18 protein-coding genes are annotated in these 21,151 nt (G+C 61.0%); 12 read left to right on the top strand and 6 right to left on the bottom strand.

The window, feature by feature from the left end; translation table 11 throughout:
• Nucleotides 1–207: 207 nt before the first annotated feature.
• A complete protein-coding gene (locus CIB54_RS19300) occupies nucleotides 208–696 on the bottom strand; it encodes an Lrp/AsnC ligand binding domain-containing protein (RefSeq protein ID WP_003176896.1) in 489 nt (162 codons plus the stop codon).
• Between the two features lie 156 nt (nucleotides 697–852).
• Between CIB54_RS19300 and dadA the strand changes: the two genes are divergently transcribed.
• The 6 genes from dadA to CIB54_RS19270 all read left to right on the top strand — a co-directional run bounded on the left by dadA (nucleotide 853) and on the right by CIB54_RS19270 (nucleotide 6,950).
• A complete protein-coding gene (gene dadA / locus CIB54_RS19295) occupies nucleotides 853–2,154 on the top strand; it encodes a D-amino acid dehydrogenase (RefSeq protein ID WP_101220686.1) in 1,302 nt (433 codons plus the stop codon).
• Nucleotides 2,126–2,479, top strand: coding sequence for a RidA family protein (locus CIB54_RS19290; protein WP_101220685.1), 354 nt, complete (start codon nucleotides 2,126–2,128; stop codon nucleotides 2,477–2,479). The genes dadA and CIB54_RS19290 overlap by 29 nt, the downstream gene beginning before the upstream one ends.
• Before the next feature lie 78 nt (nucleotides 2,480–2,557).
• Complete coding sequence (alr, locus tag CIB54_RS19285) at nucleotides 2,558–3,631, top strand: alanine racemase (RefSeq protein ID WP_101220684.1); 1,074 nt, start codon at nucleotides 2,558–2,560, stop codon at nucleotides 3,629–3,631.
• 116 nt (nucleotides 3,632–3,747) lie between these two features.
• Entirely contained in the window at nucleotides 3,748–4,296 is a 549-nt protein-coding gene (locus CIB54_RS19280) for a cupin domain-containing protein (protein ID WP_003176893.1), read from the top strand.
• A gap of 181 nt (nucleotides 4,297–4,477) precedes the next feature.
• A complete protein-coding gene (locus CIB54_RS19275; RefSeq protein ID WP_065953223.1) occupies nucleotides 4,478–4,888 on the top strand; it encodes a c-type cytochrome in 411 nt (136 codons plus the stop codon).
• Nucleotides 4,889–5,027: 139 nt separating this feature from the next.
• A complete protein-coding gene (locus CIB54_RS19270) occupies nucleotides 5,028–6,950 on the top strand; it encodes an acetyl-CoA hydrolase/transferase C-terminal domain-containing protein (RefSeq protein ID WP_101220683.1) in 1,923 nt (640 codons plus the stop codon).
• 125 nt (nucleotides 6,951–7,075) lie between these two features.
• Here CIB54_RS19270 and CIB54_RS19265 read toward each other — a convergent pair whose 3' ends face one another.
• Both CIB54_RS19265 and rep read right to left on the bottom strand, forming a co-directional pair.
• Entirely contained in the window at nucleotides 7,076–7,645 is a 570-nt protein-coding gene (locus CIB54_RS19265) for a xanthine phosphoribosyltransferase (RefSeq protein WP_003176890.1), read from the bottom strand.
• 58 nt (nucleotides 7,646–7,703) lie between these two features.
• On the bottom strand, nucleotides 7,704–9,713 hold the full coding sequence (gene rep / locus CIB54_RS19260) for a DNA helicase Rep (RefSeq protein ID WP_057723330.1): 2,010 nt from the start codon (nucleotides 9,711–9,713) through the stop codon (nucleotides 7,704–7,706).
• 266 nt (nucleotides 9,714–9,979) lie between these two features.
• Here rep and CIB54_RS19255 point away from each other — a divergent pair, with 266 nt between their 5' ends.
• Nucleotides 9,980–11,644: a putative bifunctional diguanylate cyclase/phosphodiesterase gene (locus CIB54_RS19255; protein ID WP_065953221.1), complete on the top strand. Its 1,665-nt coding sequence runs from the start codon at nucleotides 9,980–9,982 to the stop codon at nucleotides 11,642–11,644.
• A gap of 34 nt (nucleotides 11,645–11,678) precedes the next feature.
• Here CIB54_RS19255 and CIB54_RS19250 read toward each other — a convergent pair whose 3' ends face one another.
• Entirely contained in the window at nucleotides 11,679–13,082 is a 1,404-nt protein-coding gene (locus CIB54_RS19250; RefSeq protein WP_101220682.1) for a NorM family multidrug efflux MATE transporter, read from the bottom strand.
• A gap of 150 nt (nucleotides 13,083–13,232) precedes the next feature.
• Between CIB54_RS19250 and CIB54_RS19245 the strand changes: the two genes are divergently transcribed.
• Nucleotides 13,233–14,153, top strand: a complete 921-nt coding sequence (locus CIB54_RS19245) for a LysR substrate-binding domain-containing protein (RefSeq protein WP_101220681.1) — start codon at nucleotides 13,233–13,235, stop codon at nucleotides 14,151–14,153.
• A gap of 178 nt (nucleotides 14,154–14,331) precedes the next feature.
• Nucleotides 14,332–16,308: a methyl-accepting chemotaxis protein gene (locus CIB54_RS19240; RefSeq protein ID WP_065953218.1), complete on the top strand. Its 1,977-nt coding sequence runs from the start codon at nucleotides 14,332–14,334 to the stop codon at nucleotides 16,306–16,308.
• A 27-nt stretch (nucleotides 16,309–16,335) separates the two neighbouring features.
• Here CIB54_RS19240 and CIB54_RS19235 read toward each other — a convergent pair whose 3' ends face one another.
• Together CIB54_RS19235 and CIB54_RS19225 are read right to left on the bottom strand one after the other, a co-directional pair.
• Nucleotides 16,336–17,832 (bottom strand): YifB family Mg chelatase-like AAA ATPase, encoded by a 1,497-nt coding sequence (locus CIB54_RS19235; protein WP_101220680.1) that lies wholly within the window; start codon nucleotides 17,830–17,832, stop codon nucleotides 16,336–16,338.
• 280 nt (nucleotides 17,833–18,112) lie between these two features.
• Nucleotides 18,113–18,376, bottom strand: a complete 264-nt coding sequence (locus tag CIB54_RS19225) for an accessory factor UbiK family protein (protein WP_101220678.1) — start codon at nucleotides 18,374–18,376, stop codon at nucleotides 18,113–18,115.
• 420 nt (nucleotides 18,377–18,796) lie between these two features.
• Here CIB54_RS19225 and glnK point away from each other — a divergent pair, with 420 nt between their 5' ends.
• From glnK to CIB54_RS19210, 3 genes are all read left to right on the top strand, one after another.
• Nucleotides 18,797–19,135 carry a P-II family nitrogen regulator gene (gene glnK, locus CIB54_RS19220; protein ID WP_002555808.1) on the top strand — a complete coding sequence of 113 codons (339 nt, stop codon included), beginning with the start codon at nucleotides 18,797–18,799 and terminating at the stop codon, nucleotides 19,133–19,135.
• Nucleotides 19,136–19,170: 35 nt separating this feature from the next.
• Entirely contained in the window at nucleotides 19,171–20,508 is a 1,338-nt protein-coding gene (locus CIB54_RS19215) for an ammonium transporter (RefSeq protein ID WP_010207459.1), read from the top strand.
• Between the two features lie 210 nt (nucleotides 20,509–20,718).
• Nucleotides 20,719–21,144, top strand: coding sequence for a secondary thiamine-phosphate synthase enzyme YjbQ (locus CIB54_RS19210; protein WP_065886967.1), 426 nt, complete (start codon nucleotides 20,719–20,721; stop codon nucleotides 21,142–21,144).
• Nucleotides 21,145–21,151 lie beyond the last annotated feature (7 nt).

The following is a 21,151-nucleotide window of genomic DNA, read 5'->3' as shown; positions in this document are numbered from 1 at the left end:
TGGCCCAGTGCGGCTAACCCGGCGTCCTGCCGGGTTACCCACGGATTCAAGCCTGCGTTCGGCCAGCGTGGTTTAACGGGGCGCCTGAGATCAAGATCAAGAGCGGCTCGCTGCGCATCGTGGTTAGTGTTGGGCGCTACAGAGTTGTGTAGATACCTATGGCCATCGGGGGCAAGCCCCCTCCCACATTTGATTGAGTTGTGTGGGTTAGTCCGGGATCGGCAGGTTCAGGCTTTCCTTCACCTCTTCCATCACGATATAGCTCTTGGATTCGCGCACATGGGGCAGTTTGAGCAGAATATCGCCGAGTAATTTGCGGTACGAGGCCATCTCGGAAATCCGCGCTTTCACCAGGTAGTCGAAGTCCCCGGACACAAGGTGACACTCCAGCACATGCGGCAGTTTGAGCACCGCGCGGCGGAATTCTTCGAACGTGTCGCCGGACTTGTAATCCAGGCTGATCTCGACAAATACCAGCAAACTCCCTTTCAAATGCTGCGGATTGAGCCGTGCGTTGTAGCCCATGATGATCCCTTCGCGCTCCAGGCGCCGGACTCGCTCGGTACAGGGCGTAGTCGACAGCCCGACCTTCTCCCCCAGCTCCGTGAACGAAATGCGCCCATCGGTTTGCAGGATGCGCAGGATATTACGGTCGATCTTGTCCAGCTCCCGCTTGGTCTGAGTGTTGGTACGCATAGGGGATACGCCTCTGTAAAAAGCATTTGTGCCGAGAATTGTCGCCAAATATAGGCATTTATATAGTGAAATGCACTGGTGATTGTTTTTTACACTGCGTCCATCATTGCTCGAATAACACACGTCAGCGGCTCAGCCCGTGATGAGGATATAAAAATGCGCGTTCTGGTCTTGGGTAGCGGCGTCATTGGCGTGACCAGTGCCTATTATTTGGCTCGGGCCGGCTTTGAAGTCGTGGTGGTCGACCGTCAACCGGCCGCCGCCATGGAGACCAGTTTCGCCAATGCCGGCCAGGTATCCCCGGGCTATGCCTCGCCATGGGCCGCGCCAGGCGTGCCGCTCAAGGCGATCAAATGGCTGCTGCAACGCCATGCGCCGCTGGCGATCAAGGCCACCGCCGATATCGACCAATACCTGTGGATGGCGCAGATGCTGCGCAATTGCACCGCCAGCCGGTATGCGGTGAACAAGGAGCGCATGGTCCGCCTCTCCGAGTACAGCCGCGACTGCCTTGACGAACTGCGCGCTGAAACCGGGATTGCCTACGAAGGGCGCAGCCTGGGCACGACTCAACTGTTCCGCACCCAGGCCCAGCTCGATGGCGCTGCCAAGGACATTGCCGTGTTGCAGGAGTCCGGCGTGCCCTTCGAATTGCTCGACCGTGCAGGTATCGCCCGGGTCGAACCGGCCCTGGCCAACGTCACCGATATTCTCGCCGGTGCCCTGCGCCTGCCCAACGACCAGACCGGCGACTGCCAGATGTTCACCACGCGCCTGGCCGACATGTGCAAGCAGCTGGGTGTTGAGTTCCGTTTTGAACAGGACATCCAGCGCCTCGATTATGCAGGCGACCGCATCAACGGCGTGTGGATCGACGGCGCGTTGGAAACTGCCGACCGCTACGTGCTGGCCCTGGGCAGTTATTCGCCGAAGCTGCTCAAGCCGCTGGGGATCAAGGCGCCCGTGTACCCGCTCAAGGGCTACTCGCTGACCGTGCCGATCACCGACCCGGCGATGGCGCCTGCCTCGACCATCCTGGACGAAACCTACAAAGTCGCGATCACCCGTTTCGACAACCGAATTCGGGTCGGCGGCATGGCTGAGATAGCCGGTTTTGACCTGTCGCTCAACCCGCGTCGGCGTGAAACCCTGGAGATGATCGTCAACGACCTTTATCCTCAGGGCGGCGATTTGGCCCAAGCCAGTTTCTGGACCGGCCTGCGCCCGACCACACCCGATGGCACACCGATTGTCGGTGGCACCCCGTTCAGGAACCTGTTCCTGAATACCGGCCACGGCACCCTCGGCTGGACCATGGCATGCGGCTCCGGTCGTTTGCTGGCCGACTTGATGGCGAAGAAAACGCCGCAGATCAGCGCCGAAGGCCTCGATATTTCCCGTTACGGTAATCACCAGGAGTCCGCAAAACATGTCCATCCAGCGCCAGCTCACCAATGAACGCATGAGCCAGATCGTTGTTCACAGCGGTACCGTGTACCTGGCGGGCCAGGTGGGCGACGACTTGGATGCCGGCATTGAGCAGCAGACCCGTGAAACACTGGCCAACATCGAGCGTTTGCTGGACCTGGCCGGCACCGACAAGACCCGCTTGCTGTCGGTGACGATCTATTTGAAAGACATCGATGCCGATTTTGCCGGTATGAACGCGGTGTGGGACAAGTGGTTGCCCAAAGGTGCCGCGCCGGCCCGCGCCACGGTTGAAGCCAAGTTGTGCGAACCGAATATCCTGGTAGAGCTGTCCGTCGTGGCCGCGTTGCCTTAACTGCAAATCCCTCTCCCGGGCCGACGTTGTCGGTCGGCACCGGTTTTTCTTCACTCTGCCGCCTAGAAGCCTGCCGCCATGCGTCCTGCCCGTGCCCTGATCGACCTCCAAGCCCTGCGTCACAATTACCAATTGGCCCGCGAAGTCACCGGCGCCAAGGCCCTCGCCGTCATCAAGGCGGATGCCTACGGCCACGGCGCGGTGCGCGTAGCCCAGGCACTGGAAGCCGAGGCGGATGGGTTTGCGGTGGCGTGCATCGAGGAGGCACTGGAGCTTCGCGCTGCCGGGATAGGTGCACCGGTACTGCTGCTGGAAGGTTTTTTCGAAGCCGACGAGCTGCCGCTGATCATCGAGCAGAACCTGTGGTGCGTGGTGCATTCACTGTGGCAACTTGAGACTATCGAGCAGGCCACGCTGGGCAAACCGCTGACCATCTGGCTCAAGCTCGACTCGGGCATGCACCGTGTCGGCCTGCACCCCAAGGATTTCCAGGAGGCGTACAAGCGTCTGTTGGCCAGTGGCAACGTTGCGAAGATCGTATTGATGAGCCATTTTGCCCGTGCCGATGAGCTCGATTGCGTGAGCAGCAGCGAACAAGTGGCGGTATTCGAAGCGGCCCGCCAGGGTCTGGCGGCTGAAGTCAGCCTGCGCAATTCCCCGTCCGTACTGGGTTGGCCGAGTGTGTCCAGCGACTGGGTGCGCCCTGGCATCATGCTCTACGGCGCCACACCCTTTGGTGATGACCAGGCTATCGCCGCACGTTTGCAGCCGGTGATGACCCTGGAGTCCAAAATCATTTGCGTACGTGAACTGCCGGCGGGAGAGCCGGTGGGCTACGGTGCCAGGTTCGTCACGCCCAAGCCGATGCGTATCGGCGTGGTGGCCATGGGGTATGCCGATGGCTACCCGCGCCACGCGCCCACAGGCACACCGGTACTGGTCGCCGGCCAGCGCAGCCAGTTGCTGGGCCGGGTGTCCATGGACATGCTGTGCGTCGACCTGACGGATGTGCCCCAGGCGGGGCTGGGTTCCACGGTGGAGTTGTGGGGCAGGAATATCCTCGCCAGCGACGTCGCGACGGCGGCTGAAACCATCCCTTATGAGATTTTCTGCAACCTGCGCCGGGTGCCAAGGCTCTATTTGGGCGCTTGATCGCCAGGTACGAATGCTACTGCCCAGGATTTAGGCCCAAGTGTTGTAAATACTGAACGCTGTCGCCATGATAACGCTCAATTACAACAAAGCCTGAATCCTAGGAGGCACCTGCATTGGACGTCGGCGAACGACTGCAATCCATCCGTAAACTCAAAGGTCTTTCCCAGCGCGAGCTTGCCAAGCGCGCGGGCGTCACCAATAGCACCATTTCGATGATCGAGAAAAACAGCGTCAGTCCCTCGATCAGTTCCCTGCGCAAGGTACTGGGCGGCATTCCCATGTCCATGGTGGAATTCTTTTCCGAAGAGATCCTCCAGGAAATACCGACGCAGATCGTCTATAAAGCCAATGAGCTGATCGACATCTCCGACGGTGCCGTGACCATGAAGCTGGTTGGCCGAGCGCACCCGAGCCGGGCAATCGCGTTTCTCAACGAAATCTACCCGCCAGGCGCCGACACGGGCGAAGAAATGCTCACCCATGAAGGCGAGGAAACCGGGATTCTGGTGGAAGGGCGCCTGGAACTGGTGGTGGGCCTTGAAACTTTTGTGCTCGAAGCAGGCGATAGCTACTACTTTGAAAGCACCAAGCCCCATCGTTTTCGCAATCCGTTCGACGTGCCGGCGCGACTAATCAGCGCAGCCACACCCGCGAACTTTTAAAACAGAGGCGTCCTGCCAGCGTTGCAGGGGTTCGCGCAGCAGTACACCGTGAGGCCGAATCTCCCTTTATTTAATAGGGTTGTTTCGGCCGGGCGGTCTAACCGCTATACTTTCGCCGCCTGCGAAACCGTGGCCGCAGGCGTGAATAGCCACCATTGAGGGTGAACGCGTGAACCTAATTATGAAAATGCTGGCTGCACCAGCAACCGTACTGGCCCTGTGGGCTGTCAGCGCTCAAGCTGCGACCAACGACGACATCGCCAAGCGCCTGGAGCCTGTGGGCCAGGTGTGTGTCCAGGGTCAGGAATGCAAGGGTATGGAAGTCGCCGTGACAACGGGCGGCGGCGGCGCGAGAACCCCGGACGAGATCATTGCCAAGCACTGCAATGCCTGCCACGGCACCGGCCTGCTGAACGCGCCAAAAATTGGTGATACGGCAGCGTGGAAAGAGCGCGCCGATCATCAGGGCGGCCTCGATGGCATCCTGGCCAAGGCGATCACCGGCATCAATGCCATGCCGCCCAAGGGCACTTGCGCTGATTGCTCGGATGACGATCTCAAAGGCGCCATCAAGAAGATGTCCGGACTGTAGTCAGTCGATCTTCGCCAAAAATGCCGCTTACGAGCGGCTTTTTTGTCCCTGTGATTTGCCTTTCGTCGCTGGTCATTGCAGCAAAGACCCGGCAAGCTCGGTCCAACCCCCCATTAATGGAATGTTCGGGAGCAGTCGGATGGTGCAGTTGTGTTCAATCGAGCAAGCAGTTGACGACGTACTGGCGCGGTTGCCGGCGCATATCCACATGGGCATGCCGCTGGGTTTGGGCAAGCCCAACCTGTTCGTCAATGCGCTGTACCGGCGCATCGCCGAGTTGCCCGAGCGGGCGTTGACCATCTACACCGCGCTCAGCCTGGGTCGCCCCTCCCTGGGGGACGGGTTGCAGAAGCGCTTTCTCGAACCTTTTATCGAGCGCGTGTTTGGCGATTATCCGGAACTGGATTTTCTCGCTGACCTGCACAAGGACAGCCTGCCGAAGAATATCCGCGTGCAGCAATTCTTCATGCAGCCCGGCAGCCTGCTCCACAGCGATTGCGCGCAGCAGGATTATGTCAGCAGCAACTACAGCCATGCCGCCCGTGATATCAATGCCGCCGGCCTGAACCTGGTGGCGCAACTGGTTGCCAGCAGCGCCGAGCATCCCGACCGCCTGAGCCTGAGCTGCAATCCGGATATCACCCTCGACTTGCTACCCATGATCGCCAGGCGCCGCGAAGCCGGGGAAACCATCCTGGTTGTCGGCCAGGTCCACACTGAACTGCCCTACATGCCTGGCGATGCGGAATTGGGCATGGATGCATTCGACTACCTGCTCGACGAGAAAGACAGCACGACGCTGTTTTCCACGCCCAACATGCCCGTGGGGTTTCAGGACCATTTTATCGGCCTGCATGCCAGTACCCTGGTACGCGATGGCGGCACCTTGCAGATCGGCATCGGCTCCATGGGCGATGCGCTGACCGCCGCCTTGCTGGCGCGCCAGGCCGACAACGAAGCCTATCGATTGCTGCTGACCGATCTGGATGTGTATCAGTGGGCGCCCCTGATCAGCCGTGAGGGTGGCGTCGAGCCGCTCGTCCGGGGCCTTTATGGTTGCAGCGAAATGTTCGTCAACGGCCTGCTGGTGCTGGCGGATGCCGGCATCATCCGGCGCAAGGTGTACCCGGATGTGGCGACCCAGGAGCAAGCCAATGCCGGGCTGCTCGACGATGCGGCGCAGCCCGATGGCATCTCGATCCATGGCGGTTTCTTCCTTGGCCCGCGCAGTTTCTACCAGCGCTTGCAGGAGATGAGCCACGCCAAGCGGCTGGCATTCAACATGACCGGCATCAGCTATATCAACGAGCTGTACGGCCAGGAAGAACTCAAGCGTTTGCAGCGCCTGGACGCACGGTTCATCAACAGTGCGATCATGGTGACGTTGCTCGGTGCCGGTGTGGCCGACCAGTTGGAAGATGGCCGCGTGCTCAGCGGCGTGGGCGGGCAGTACAACTTCGTTGCCCAGGGCCACGCGCTGGAAGGCGCACGCTCGGTCCTGATCCTGCGCAGCTGGCGCGAGTCGGCGGGAGAGGTCAGTTCCAATATCGTCTGGGAATATGGCCACTGCACCATTCCCCGGCACCTGCGGGATATCGTCATTACCGAGTACGGCATTGCCGACTTGCGGGGTCAGACGGATGCCAAGGTGATTGAAGCGTTGCTCAATATCACTGACTCGCGCTTCCAGGACGATTTGATCGAGCAGGCGCAAAAGGCCGGTAAGTTACCCAAGGATTTCAAGCTGCACCCGCGTTTTGCCGACAACACACCGCAACGGCTCCAGGCGATTCAAGCCAAGCACTGGCGCCTGTTCCCGGAGTACCCGTTGGGCAGTGACTTCACGGACGAGGAGCGGGACCTGTTGCGGGCACTGAACTGGCTCAAGAGCAAATTCAAGCTCACGGAGATGCTGGAACTGGGCAAGGCGGCGCTGGACGCGCCGGAGCCTGAGGCGTTTCCCAGGCATTTGGAGCGGATGCGGCTGGATCAGCCGGAGGGGTTCAAGGAGGATCTGTATCAGCGCCTGTTACTCGCCGGCCTCCAGGCCACCGCGCACTAACAGGCAATAGAGGGCAAATGTGGGAGGGGGCTTGCCCCCGATGACAGTGGGTCAGCCAACACATGTGGTGACTGATACACCGCTATCGGGGGCAAGCCCCCTCCCACATTTTAAGCTGCGTTGATTCAGATGAAGGTCACCACCCCACCGGCCAGGGACTTCACCCGCGCCAGCGATTCAACCCGATAACCCTGCGCATCCAGCTCGGCACGGCCGCCCTGGAACGACTTCTCGATCACAATGCCCAAGCCGGCAACGGTCGCGCCGGCTTGCTTGATGATCGAAATCAGCGCCTGGGAGGCCTTGCCGTTGGCCAGGAAGTCATCGATAACCAGCACGCGGTCGCTGCTGGTCAGGTGGCGTGGGGAGATCGCCACGGTGCTTTCGGTTTTCTTGGTGAAGGAGTACACCGTCGCCGACAGCAGGTTTTCGGTGAGGGTCAGGGACTGCTGCTTGCGTGCGAAGATCACGGGCACGCCGAGGTTCAGGCCGGTCATGATGGCCGGGGCGATGCCTGAGGCTTCGATGGTGACGATCTTGGTGATGCCCGAGTCCTTGAACAGCGCGGCGAATTCGTCGCCGATCAGTTTCATCAGTGCCGGGTCGATCTGGTGGTTCAGAAAGGCGTCAACCTTGAGTACCTGATCGGAAAGCACGATGCCTTCTTCGCGAATTTTCTTGTGCAGTGCTTCCACGGAAAGCTTCCTCTGATGGCGCAACAGGCGCCGAAAGTAGATTAAAAAGTAGTCGATTCTAGCGCTTTAACATCGCGCGTATATCGGCCAAGGCGCTGTTGCCGCGAACGGCCTTCACCTCGGTCGGGGTGTCGTCGTTGCCTTCCCAGGCCAGGTCATCCGGCGGCAGCTCATCGAGGAACCGGCTGGGGGCACAATCGATGATTTCGCCGTATTGCTTACGCTTGGCGGCGAAGGTGAAGGCCAGTGTCTGGCGCGCACGGGTAATGCCGACGTAGGCCAGGCGCCGTTCTTCCTCGATGGTGTCGGCTTCGATGCTGGAGCGGTGTGGGAGAATTTCCTCTTCCATGCCCATGATGAACACGTACGGGAATTCCAGGCCCTTGGACGCATGCAAGGTCATCATTTGCACACCTTCGGCGCCGTCTTCCTCTTCCTGCTGGCGCTCAAGCATGTCGCGCAGCACCAGCTTGCCGATGGCGTCCTCGACGGTCATCTCACCGTCTTCGTCTTTTTCCAGGGTGTTCTTCAGGGCTTCGATCAGGAACCAGACGTTGCCCATGCGGTAGTCCGCGGCTTTGTCGCTGGAACTGTTGGTGCGCAGCCAGTTTTCATAGTCGATGTCCATGACCATGCTGCGCAGGGCACTGATCGGGTCTTCGCCGGCGCACTGCTCACGGACCTTGTCCATGAAGCGCTTGAAGCGCGACAGGCGGTCGGTGAAACGCGTGTCCAGGTGTTCGCCCAGACCGATCTCGTCGGTGGCGGCGTACATCGAGATCTTGCGTTCGGTGGCGTAGTTGCCGAGCTTTTCCAGAGTCGTCGAACCGATTTCCCGACGTGGCACGTTGATCACGCGCAGGAAGGCGTTGTCGTCATCCGGGTTTACGATCAGGCGGAAGTAGGCCATCAGGTCTTTCACTTCCTGACGCCCGAAGAAGCTGTTGCCGCCCGACAGGCGATACGGCACCTGGTGGTGCTGCAGTTTCAGCTCGATCAGCTTGGCCTGGTAGTTGCCGCGATACAGGATTGCAAAGTCGCTGTAAGGGCGGTCGGTGCGCAGGTGCAGGCTGAGGATTTCCACCGCCACGCGCTCGGCTTCGGCGTCTTCGTTGCGGCAGCGGATCACGCGGATTTCGTCGCCATGACCCATCTCGCTCCACAGTTGTTTTTCAAACTCGTGGGGGTTGTTGGAGATCAGCACGTTGGCGCAACGCAGGATACGGCTGGTGGAGCGGTAGTTCTGCTCCAGCATTACCACTTTCAGGGACGGATAGTCGTCCTTGAGCAGCATCAGGTTTTCCGGGCGTGCGCCGCGCCAGGCGTAGATCGACTGGTCATCGTCGCCTACCACGGTGAACTGATTGCGTGTACCGATCAGCAGCTTCACCAGCAGGTATTGGCTGGCGTTGGTGTCCTGGTATTCGTCCACCAGCAGGTAGCGCACCTTGTTCTGCCACTTTTCCAGGATGTCCTTGTGCTCCTGGAACAGTTTGACCGGCAGCAGGATCAGGTCGTCGAAGTCCACCGCGTTGAACGCCTTGAGCGTGCGCTGGTAGTGGGTGTAGACGATGGCGGCGGTCTGTTCCTTGGGATTGCGTGCGGCTTCCAGCGCTTCGGCAGGCAGGATCAGGTCGTTTTTCCAGGCGCCGATCATATTCTTGATCTCGTCGACGCCGTCGTCGCCCGCGTATTCCTTCTGCATGATGTCGGTCATCAGGGCTTTGACGTCGGTCTCGTCGAAAATCGAGAACCCCGGCTTGTAGCCCAGCCGTGCATGTTCCTTGCGGATGATGTTGAGCCCAAGGTTGTGGAAGGTGCACACGGTGAGGCCACGGCCTTCGCCACCCTTGAGCAGGGTGCCGACGCGCTCTTTCATTTCCCGCGCCGCCTTGTTGGTGAAGGTCATGGCGACGATGTACTGGGCGCGGATGCCGCAGTTCTGGATCAGGTGCGCGATCTTGCGGGTAATCACGCTGGTCTTGCCGGAGCCAGCACCGGCGAGCACCAATAGAGGGCCGCCGACGTAGTTCACGGCTTCTTGCTGCCGGGGATTGAGTCGGGACATACAGAGTTCAGGGAGTCGTTATTCAAAAGGGCGGGCATTTTAACAGGCTGGCAAGATTCTGCTGCCTTAGAACGACGGTGTGACGTACCACTCGATCTAAATTTGCCGGTTTTGCTACTTTGCCGCAGGATGTCGGGGGTATCGCGACTATTTTTCACAGTCTGCGTGTTTGATAACACCTATCATTGGTCATGCATTTGTTATCGTCAGGCCGCACGTCATAATGCCCGCCGCCAACGAATTTTTGCAGAGTCTAGGGAGCTAGCTTGTCTACGCCTGTCGAACCCTTGCGTTTGCTGCTGCTGGCCGATACGCCGGCGTGGGCAGCGTTGTTGCGCGAGTGCCTGGCGCCGATGGGCGATGGGGCTGTGCTGATCAGTGCACCCAGTTGGGATTCGGTGAGTCGTCTGTTCGACGACGATCACGAAGCGGTGCTATTGACCACGCCCGACCTGCAACCCGGTCCGGGTCGTTGCAGCCTGCCGTGTGTTTTGCTGCTGGAACAGGAGCCGCTGGTTGCGCCGCTCGGTGTCAGCGATTGGCTGATCCATTCTGCGCTGGACGCCAGTACCTTGCGCCGCTGTCTGCGCCATGTGCGCGAGCGAGGCGTGCTGGAAAACACGTTGCAGCGCCTGGCCGAACAGGATCCGCTGACCGGTATCGCCAATCGTCAGGGTTTCCAGACCTTGCTGGCGGCACGGCTGGCGGAAAACGAAGGCCGCGGCCTGGCGCTCGGTCATCTGGACCTGGACAATTTCCGTCACGCCAACGATGCCCTCGGTCACCAGGCCGGCGACCGCTTGATTCTGCAGGTGGTCTCACGGCTCAAGAGCCAGCTTGAAGCCGGTGATCAACTGGCGCGCCTGGGCAGCGATGAGTTCGCGCTGCTGATCGACACCCGCCGTGCGCCCCAGCGCGCCGAATGGATGGCCGAGCGCATCACCGAAGTGATGGCCGAGCCGTACTGGGTGGACGGCGAAAGCCTGCTGATCGGCTGCAGCCTGGGCGTGGCGCATGCCCGAGCCCGTGCCGGGGCCGATCCGTTGATGTGGCACGCCCATATCGCCATGCAACAGGCCAAAAGCACCCAGGGCTGCACCTTTCATATCTTCAACGAACGCATCAACCGCAACGCGCGCAGCCTGGCCGATCTGGAAAGCGAGTTGCGCCGTGCCTTGCGCCGCGATGAGCTGGAGCTGCATTACCAGCCGCGCCTGGACCTGGATGACGGGCATATCGTCGGCCTCGAGGCCCTGGTGCGCTGGCGCCACGGCGAGCGTGGCCTGTTGCCTCCGAGCGAGTTCGTGCCCCTGGCCGAGCAGAGCGGCCTGATCGTGCCGTTGGGTTATTGGGTGATATCCCGGGCCCTGCGCGACATGCAGGACCTGCGCGAACGCGGCCTGCCGGCGTTGCATATGGCGGTCAACCTGTCGTTTCGCCAGTTCCAGGACAGTCAGTTGCTCTCGACACTCAGCCGCCTGATTGCCGAGCGCGGCGTGGAAGCGCAATGGCTGGAATTCGAGCTGACCGAAACCGCCGTGATGCGTCGCAGCGACCTGGTCAAACAGACCATGGACGCCCTCGGCCGCCTCGGCGTGCGGTTTTCCCTGGATGACTTCGGTACCGGTTTTTCATCGTTCGTGCACCTCAACAGCCTGCCGATTGCCTTGTTGAAGATCGACAAGAGCTTCGTCGGCGGCATGGAAGAGCGCGAAGAGAATCGCAAGCTGGTACACGCCATGATCAACCTGGCCCACAACCTCAACCTGGAAGTGGTGGCCGAAGGCGTGGAAACCCTCGAGCAGCTTGAACTTCTGAGACTGTTTGGTTGCGATCAAGCCCAGGGTTACTTGATCAGTAAACCGTTGCCGTTGGCTGAGCTGGTGGAATATCTGACGTCCGGCCAAAGCCAGCAGGCGTTGTCGGGCTGAGTACCCACTCCCACAGGTCTGACCGAGCAGGGCTTTACTCTGTCTGCGCCGCCTGAAAGGCAGGCTGTATGTCCGGCTCTCGCCGAATCATCCGCTTCATCTTCGCCTCGAACGCCCAGGTCAGGCTCACCGCCGCGCACGCCAACCCCAATGCCAGGCCCCACCACACACCGGTCGGCCCCCAGCCCAGGGTGAACGCCATCAACCAGGCCGCTGGCGCGCCGATCAGCCAGTAGCAACCGAGCCCCACCAGGAACGTGGTCTTGGCGTCCTTGAGGCCACGGATGCAGCCCATGGCGATGGTCTGCACGCCATCGAACAGCTCGAACCAGGCGGCGACGGCCAGCAGGCTGACGGCCAGGACGATGACGTCATGAAACGCCGGATCGTCATGGTCGAGGAACAGCCCGATCAGCGGGTCGGAAAACAGCCAGAACACCACGGCAAACCCCAGCATCAATAGGGCACCAAAGCCGATGCCGACCCGTCCGGCCATACGTGCCCGCAGCAACTGCCCTGCGCCATAATGCTGGCCGATCCGCATGGTCACCGCGTAGGACATCCCCGCCGGAACCATGAACGCCACCGAGACGATTTGCAGGGCAATCTGGTGCGCCGCCAACTGCGTACTGCCCATGGTGCCCATGCACAGCGCCGCAAACGCAAACAGCCCGACTTCCACCGCATACGTGCCACCAATTGGCAGCCCCAGGCGCCACAACTCGCGCAGGTACTGGGTATTGAGGCGCAGCAGCCCGCTGCTCAGCGGATAGGCGGCGTAGGTGCGGTTGCTGCGGATGTACCACATCAGCGCCAACGCCATGCCATTGGCGACAATGGCCGTCACCAGGCCAATGCCCATCAACCCGAGTCTGGGCAGGCCGAACATGCCTTCGATCAGCGCGTGATTGAGCAGGTAGTTGACCACCGTGCCGCACAGGCTGACGACCATCACCGGGGTGGCTTTGCCGATGGCACTGGTGAAACCGCGTAGTGCCATGAAGCTGAGATAGCCGGGCAGGGCGAAGGGCAGGAGGGTCAGAAATTGTCCGGCGGCCTGCACGTTGGTTTCGGTCTGGCCGAACAACAGCAGCACCGGCTTGAGGTTCCACAGCAGCAGCGCCGCCGCCAGGGCCATCAACCACGCGAGCCACAGCCCGGCCTGGGTCAGCCGGGTGGCGCCGTCGATGTCGCCAGCGCCGTGACGGATGGCCACAAGGGTGCCCACTGCCGCGATCACGCCGATGCAGAAAATCGCCACGAACGAATAGGTCGCCGCGCCCAGGCCCCCGCCGGCCAGGGCTTCGGGGCTCAGGCGGGCCATCATCAGGGTGTCGGTCAACACCATCAGCATGTGCGCCAACTGTGAGGCAATCAACGGCCCCGACAGCCGCAGAATGGCCCAGAGTTCGGTACGTGCCGGATGCTGCATGATCATCAATCTCGAAATGTCTGGGAGGTGCGGACGGTTGATTCTCGGCGCTTTCGGCGCATTGCACAAAAGGATAAAAGTGATTGTTTGCATGATTAAAACTCATGCCTGATCGATTCTGGTAGGGTTTGCCAATTGCGCTGTCGGAGTTATCAAATGTCTCGTCGTCTTCCCCCGCTTTACGCCCTGCGGGCATTCGAGGCCGCGTCCCGTCACCACTCCTTCACCCGCGCGGCGCAGGAGTTGTCGATTACCCAGAGTGCGGTCAGCCGGCATATTCGTACGCTCGAGGAGCATTTCGCCTGCCGGCTGTTCCAGCGCAACGGCCGTACCTTGCAACTCACGGAAGCGGCGCGTTTGTTGCTGCCCGGCGTGCGCGAAGGCTTCGCCGCCCTGGAGCGCGCCTGCCATACCCTGAACGCCGAAGATGACATCTTGCGCATGAAAGCACCGTCCACCCTGACCATGCGCTGGCTGTTGGCGCGGTTGAGCCGCTTTCGGGCCCTGCAGCCGGGCAACGAGGTGCAGCTCACCAGCGCGTGGATGAACATCGATGAAGTGGACTTCAATCAGGAACCGTTCGATTGCGCAGTGTTGCTCAGTAACGGGCACTTTCCGGCGGACTGGGAGGCCAGCTACCTGTTTGCTGAAATGCTGATTCCGGTGGGCGCGCCCAATCTATTGGACGACGGCCCTTGGGACGCGCAGCGGTTGGCAACGACCGAATTGCTGCACCCGACCCCGGACCGGCGTGACTGGCGTTACTGGCTGGAGCGCATGGGGCTGACCTCCCGGGTCTCGCTCAAGGGTGGGCAGGTGTTCGACACGCTGGAGTTGGGCATGATCGCTGCCGCGCGCGGTTATGGCGTGTCCATGGGAGACCTGTTGATGGTGGCCGAGGACGTCGCACAGAAACGCTTGAGCCTGCCGTGGCCAACGGCCGTCGCCAGCGGGGAAAGTTATTACCTGGTGTGGCCGAAAACCCGTCCCGGCGGTGAGCGCCTGCGGCGCCTGGCGGAGTTTCTACAGGGCGAGGTGCAGGCGATGGCTCTGCCCGCTGTGACTCGCCTCGAATGAAAGGGTCTGCGCATGAAGAGCAATCGTTTGCGTGACACCCCTGTGAATCGCTCAAGTATTGTGGAACCCCGCCGAAGTAGGTGGGTTGGAACCCTCGTGCACCAACGTTTCCCACTAGATAATTCGCCGAGCAGCGCTAAGAGATCAGGATGATCCTGGCCTCGGCTCAGGAGCTGTCATGTCTCAACCTCGCGCTCGGATCGCTTCCCAGTTAGGCCTCGCATTGGCCGTGATTCTGGCTGTCGTCATCAGCGGCAGTACCGTCTTCGCTCTACGCTCGCTCGATACCGCCAACCTCGCCACCCGCGAGGAACACTTGGCCAGCGAGGCGCGCCTGCTCGCCGACCAACTCAATACCTTCCACAGCACCTTGCGCGAGAGCACTCAGCGTTTGAGCGGGCTGTTTGAAAAGCGCTTCGGCGCCGGCTTGAGCGTGCGTGCGGACCAGCCTGTCGCCGTGGCCGGTGTACAAACCCCAAGCCTGTACCTGGGCAGCGAGTTACTGAACAACAACTTCGGCGAAGTGGACGAATTCAAGGACATGTCCGGCGGCGTGGCCACGGTATTCGTGCGCAGCGGCGATGACTTCATCCGCATCAGCACCTCCCTGACCAAGCAGGATGGCAACCGCGCCATCGGCACCGTGCTGGATCGCCAGGGCCCGGCCTACCAGCGTGTGTTCAACGGGCAGGCCTACATCGGCCGGGCAGTGTTGTTCGATCGCTCCTATATGACCCAGTACAGCCCGGTGCGTGACGCCAGCGGAAAGGTCATCGCGGTATTGTTCATCGGGTTCGACTACACCGACGAACAGAAAGCCCAGTTCGACAACCTCAAGCGCTTCCGTATCGGCCAGACCGGCTCCTTGTCGCTGCTGGATGAACAGAAGCACTGGTTGGTACCGCCGGCCGGTGTGCAAGCCTTGGATCAAGCTGTCGCAGTGATGCTCGACTTGGCGAAGAAACCCGGTGAAGGCCGCTTCTGGAGTGACAAGAACGAAGATTTCTACAGCGTGTCGGTACCCTTCGAGGGTGGCCCTTGGGCGGTCGTGGCAAGTATGCCCAAGGCCGAGATTCGTGCAGTGACGTGGGACGTCGGCATGCGCCTGGTCATTGGCAGTGTGCTGGCCATGCTGTTGGCCGTGGGGGCCACGGTATGGCTGTTGCGCAGCAAGCTCGCGCCATTGAGTGACTTGGTGCTTCAGGCTCAAGCGCTCGGCGCAGGTGACCTGAGTGCGCGCCTCAATGTTTCCAGCCATGACGAAATCGGCCAATTGGCGCGCAGCTTCAACCAGATGGGCGAGGCGCTGTCGACCATGGTTTCGCACATCCGCAAGGCGGCTGAAGAGGTCAACAGCCGTGCCCAGGCGCTGTCGGGGTTGTCTGGCGGCGCTTATGAAGGCATGGAGCAGCAGTCCGGCGAGATCACCAGCATGGCCGGCGCGGTGGAAGAATTCAGCGCCACCTCGCTGAATATCGCCGACAACATGGGCAACACCGAGCGTCTGGCCCAGGAAAATGCCCAGCAGACCCGTATCGGGCGTGCCTCGATGGAGGAGGCTTCGTCGTCCCTGGAACACATCGCCACCGCGCTTAACAGCACCGCTACGGTGATCAACACCCTGGGCCAGCGCTCCCAGGAAATCGGCGGTATCGTCGGCGTGATCACCTCGATTGCCGAACAGACCAACCTGCTCGCGCTCAATGCCGCCATCGAAGCGGCCCGCGCGGGTGAGCAAGGTCGCGGCTTTGCCGTGGTCGCAGACGAAGTGCGCAACCTGGCCTCGCGCACCCGCCAGGCCACCGATGAAATTTCCGGAATGATCCAGAGCATCCAGCAGGAAACCGGTAATGCCATCAGTACCATGGAGCACGGCAACGTGCTGATGCAGGAAGGTCTGTCGCGCAACGCGGATGTGGCCTCGGCCCTGGCGCGCATCGACGAGCAGAGCCGCTCGGCCGGGCAGCAGTTCGCCGCAATCACCACCGCCACCCAGGAGCAGAGCAGCACCGCGACGTTGCTCAGCAGTAACTTGCAGAGCATTGCACTGGCTAACAGCGAGCAGCGTGAAGTGGTGTCGAACCTGGCGATCACCGCCAAAGAGCTGGAAACCCTGGCGGCGGGCTTGCGGCATGAGGTGGATCGCTTCCGCTAAGTCAGCCCTTTGGCTGCTGCGCAAGGCTCAAGAGGTCGCCGCCGGGCGGTATTGCAAGGCCTCTTGCAAATGGTGGCGAGCGATGGCGTCTGTTTGTTCCAGGTCCGCCAACGTACGCGCCACCTTGAGCAAGCGATGGGCCGCCCGCAACGAAAGCGTCAGCCGCTCGCAGGCGTTCTCCAGCCAGCCTTCGTCGACCTTCGCCAGCGTGCAGTGCTCGCGCAGCCCCGGCAGGTCGAGGAATGCGTTGGCGCAGCCCTGGCGTCGTTGCTGGCGTTCCCGCGCGTCGGCCACCAACGCGGCCGTTTTCGCGGTGGTGTCGTCGGTCCGTTGTGCCGGGCTCAGCGCCGTGGCTTCCCGCGCCACCGTCAGGTGCAGATCGATCCGGTCCAGCAACGGCCCCGAGAGCTTGTTGCGATAGCGCTGTATCTGTTCCGGTGTACACCGGCAACGGCCGCTGGGTTCGCCCATATAACCGCAAGGGCAGGGGTTCATCGCCGCGACCAGTTGAAAGCGCGCGGGGAACCTCACCCGGTCGCGGGCGCGGGAAATCACGATATGTCCCGATTCAAGTGGCTCGCGCAGGACTTCCAGCACCTTGCGGTCAAATTCCGGCAATTCATCCAGGAACAACACGCCGTGGTGGGCCAGGGTGATTTCCCCCGGTTGCGGCTTCGATCCGCCGCCGACCAGTGCAGGGCCCGACGCCGAGTGGTGCGGCTGGCGAAACGGCCGGTGCGGCCAATGGCTCAACGGTGCCAGGCTGACCACGGATTGAATTGCCGCGACTTCCAGCGCTTCCTGCTCACTGAGCGGTGGCAGCAACCCCGGCAGGCGGCTGGCGAGCAGCGTCTTGCCGGTGCCGGGCGGGCCGCTGAACAGCAGGTTATGCGCCCCCGCGGCTGCGATCAGCAAGGCACGCTTGGCAGCCAATTGGCCCTGGACTTCACTGAGGTCCGGGTAAGGTTTGTTCAGGTACAACAAGCCGTCCGACCGGTAGGGCTCGATCGGCACATGCCCATTCAAGTGCGCCACCACCTGTAGCAAGTGATCCACTGCAATCACCGTCAACCCTGACGCCAGGCACGCCTCCTCAGCGTTTGCCCTGGGCACTATCAAGGTGCGTCCGGCCTTGCGCGCCGCCAAAGCGGCCGGCAACACGCCTTTCACTGCACGTACTTCGCCGGACAGCGCCAACTCTCCCAGGCACTCAACCTCATCGAGCATCAACGCTGGGACCTGCACGCTGGCCGCCAGGATCCCAAGGGCTATCGCCAGATCAAAACGCCCGCCGTCCTTGGGCAGGTCGGCGGGCGCGAGGTTGAGCGTGATGCGCCGCGCCGGGTATTGCAGGGCCGAGTTGAGAATGGCGCTGCGTACGCGGTCTTTGCTTTCCTTTACTGCAGTTTCCGGCAGGCCCACCAGCGTCAGTGACGGCAACCCATTGGCCATGTGCACTTCGACAGTGACGGCGGGGGCTTCGACGCCGACCTGGGCGCGGCTGTGGACGATGGCGAGGGACATGCTCGATCCTTGAATGGGGGGCCGCTGCCTGCGGATTATTCAAGGGTAGACGAGGTGGGAACAAGGATGGCGGGGAGGTTTTACAGAACGTATCCAGGCAACGAAGTGAGGGAGGGGGCAAGCCCTGATGCTAAGGCTTTTTGTAGGAGCGAGCTTGCTCGCGAAAAACGTCAACGATAACGCGTGCTTCCTGAATGAACGCGGTGCCTATGAGTTTTTCGCGAGCACGCTCGCTCCTACAGGGGGCGGCATCAGGGCTTGCCTCCCACACTCATCGGCTTTATTCAGCCGATGGGGGCGTCAGCCGCGCTTCTAGTTCCGCTACCTTCGCCTCCAGGCTCTCCAGCCGTGCACGGGTGCGGGCCAACACCACCATCTGGCTGTCGAATTCTTCACGGCTGACCATATCAAGCTTGCTGAAGCCACTTTGCAGCAGGGCCTTGAACTGGCTTTCGATTTCGTTGCGGGCCAGCGGGGTGTCGCCGCTGAAGAGGCGAGAGGCGTGGCCGCTCAGGGCGTCGAGGAAGTCTTTGGGCGCGAGCATGGGAAATATTCCGGAAAACAGTTGGCCGGCAGTGTATCACGCAGCGTCTATAGTCTTTTCATGGCCTGGCTCGCACGCTTTTCGCGCATGGGGATGGGCGGCCACGCACTGTTTTGATGCGCATCGCCGCTGCTGTAACGCCCCGCAGGTGGGCATAAGTGGACAACGGACTGATTTCAGTGATTTTTACGGAGCTGGCAAGGTTTCTGCTTAGACGATCATGACCCATGCACTGATGCAGTCGCTGTGACGAATGCAGTGCGCCGACGGATCAGGGGTACAGGTTTCGTCACCAGTGGTTCGCTGGCGTCGCCACGCTAATACGCAGGCGACGATGCGTTACAAAGCCAGGCACTGCGCTTAGACTTGAGACGGGTTTGTTTTCCTGGGGCAAGTCCACCAATTCGGGAGAGAGTTTTCATGAAGCTAGTCACTGCCATCATCAAGCCGTTCAAGTTGGACGACGTACGCGAGTCACTGTCCGAGATCGGCGTGCAGGGCATTACCGTCACTGAGGTCAAGGGCTTCGGTCGGCAGAAGGGTCATACCGAGCTGTATCGCGGCGCGGAATACGTGGTCGATTTCCTGCCGAAGGTGAAGATTGATGTCGCCATTGACGACAAGGATCTTGACCGGGTTATCGAGGCGATAACCAAGGCTGCCAACACCGGCAAGATCGGTGACGGCAAGATCTTCGTGGTCAATCTGGAACAGGCTATCCGCATCCGTACCGGCGAAACCGATACCGACGCAATCTAAGCCGCCAAACCCCAACGCCCCAGGAGAAAAACACTATGACTCTGCGTAAATTCGCAGGGCTCGGAGCCCTGTTGTCCATCGTAATGCCAAGCCTTGCCATGGCGGCGGACGAAGTGGCGGCTCCAGTCCTCAATTCCGGCGATACTGCCTGGATGCTGACCGCCACTGCACTGGTGCTGTTCATGACCATTCCTGGCCTGGCACTGTTTTACGGCGGCATGGTCCGCTCCAAGAATATTCTTTCGGTAATGATGCAGTGCTTTGCCATTACCGGCCTGATCAGCATCCTGTGGGTTGTCTACGGCTACAGCATTGCGTTCGATACCACCGGTATGGAACAGGGCGTCGTCAACTTCAACTCCTTCTTCGGCGGCATGGGCAAGGCATTCCTGGCGGGTGTCACCCCGGCCAGCATCACCGGGCCTGCGGCGCTGTTCCCGGAAGCGGTGTTCATCACCTTCCAGATGACGTTTGCCATCATCACTCCGGCGCTGATCGTCGGTGCATTCGCCGAGCGCATGAAGTTTTCCGCGATGCTGATCTTCATGGCCATCTGGTTCACCCTGGTCTATGCGCCGATCGCGCACATGGTCTGGAGCGGCAACGGCGGCCTGATGTGGGACTGGGGTGTGCTGGATTTCGCCGGTGGCACCGTGGTGCACATCAACGCTGGTGTGGCTGGCCTGGTGGCGTGCATCGTGCTCGGCAAGCGCAAAGGCTTCCCGACCACCCCGATGGCACCGCACAACCTGGGTTACACCTTGATCGGCGCGGCCATGCTGTGGATCGGCTGGTTCGGCTTCAACGCCGGTTCTGCTGCTGCCGCCAACGGCACGGCCGGTATGGCGATGCTGGTCACCCAGATCGCCACTGCTGCCGCTGCGCTGGGCTGGATGTTCGCCGAGTGGATCACCCACGGTAAGCCAAGCGCACTGGGTATCGCCTCGGGCGTAGTGGCCGGTCTGGTCGCAATCACGCCAGCTGCCGGCACCGTGGGGCCGATGGGGGCTCTGGTGATCGGCTTGGTCGCCGGTGTGATCTGTTTCTTCTGCGCAACCAGCCTCAAGCGCAAGCTGGGCTACGATGACTCCCTGGACGCATTTGGCGTACACGGTATTGGCGGTATCGTCGGTGCGATCCTCACCGGTGTGTTCGCAGCCCCGGCACTGGGCGGCTTCGGCACCGTGACTGACGTCGCTGCACAGGTCTGGATCCAGTGCAAAGGTGTCGGCTTCACTGTGATCTATACGGCGATTGTCACCTACGTCATTCTCAAGGTACTGGACATGGTCATGGGCCTGCGTGTCACTGAAGAGGAAGAGGCGGTCGGCCTCGACCTGGCGCAACACAACGAGCGCGGTTACAACTTGTAAATACACAAAAAAAAGATGCCCGGCTTGCCGGGCATTTTTTTGCCTGGCGTTTGTCTTTGACTATAAGTTGCATGGGTTTTTCATCGACTTTGTGATGGGATCCACACGGCACTTTCAAGGGTGCGAATGTCTTACAGGCATGTGGGCGTATTCGGCACTTTGTTTTTTTCCAGAGCGCGCTAGAATGCGCGCCGATGGGCGGAGAACTGTATGTGGCAACAGACCCTGATTACGCTGCGGGCCAAGCCCCGGGGCTTTCACCTGGTGACCGACGAGTTGCTTGCCGGCTTGCCTGAATTGAAGGCCTGCCGCGTGGGTTTGTTGCATCTGTGGCTGCAGCACACCTCGGCCTCGTTGACGGTCAACGAGAATGCCGATCCGGCGGTTCGCCGCGACTTCGAACGTTTTTTCAACCTGCTGGTGCCGCAAGGCCAGGCGGGATTCGAACACAACGACGAAGGCCCGGATGATCTGCCGGCGCACTTCAAGGCCAGTCTCCTGGGCTGCCAGCTGAGTTTGCCGGTGAAGGCCGGCCGCTTGGCGATGGGGACCTGGCAAGGTGTTTATCTGGGCGAGCACCGTGATCATGGCGGTGCTCGTAAAGTCCTCGCCACCTTGCACGGTGAAGGGGCATAAGCCACTG

Origin of the sequence: Pseudomonas fluorescens, from assembly GCF_002837185.1 — a bacterium.
GTDB classification, from domain to species: Bacteria; Pseudomonadota; Gammaproteobacteria; order Pseudomonadales; family Pseudomonadaceae; genus Aquipseudomonas; species Aquipseudomonas fluorescens_AM.
This window is presented reverse-complemented; position numbering and strand designations above follow the sequence as displayed.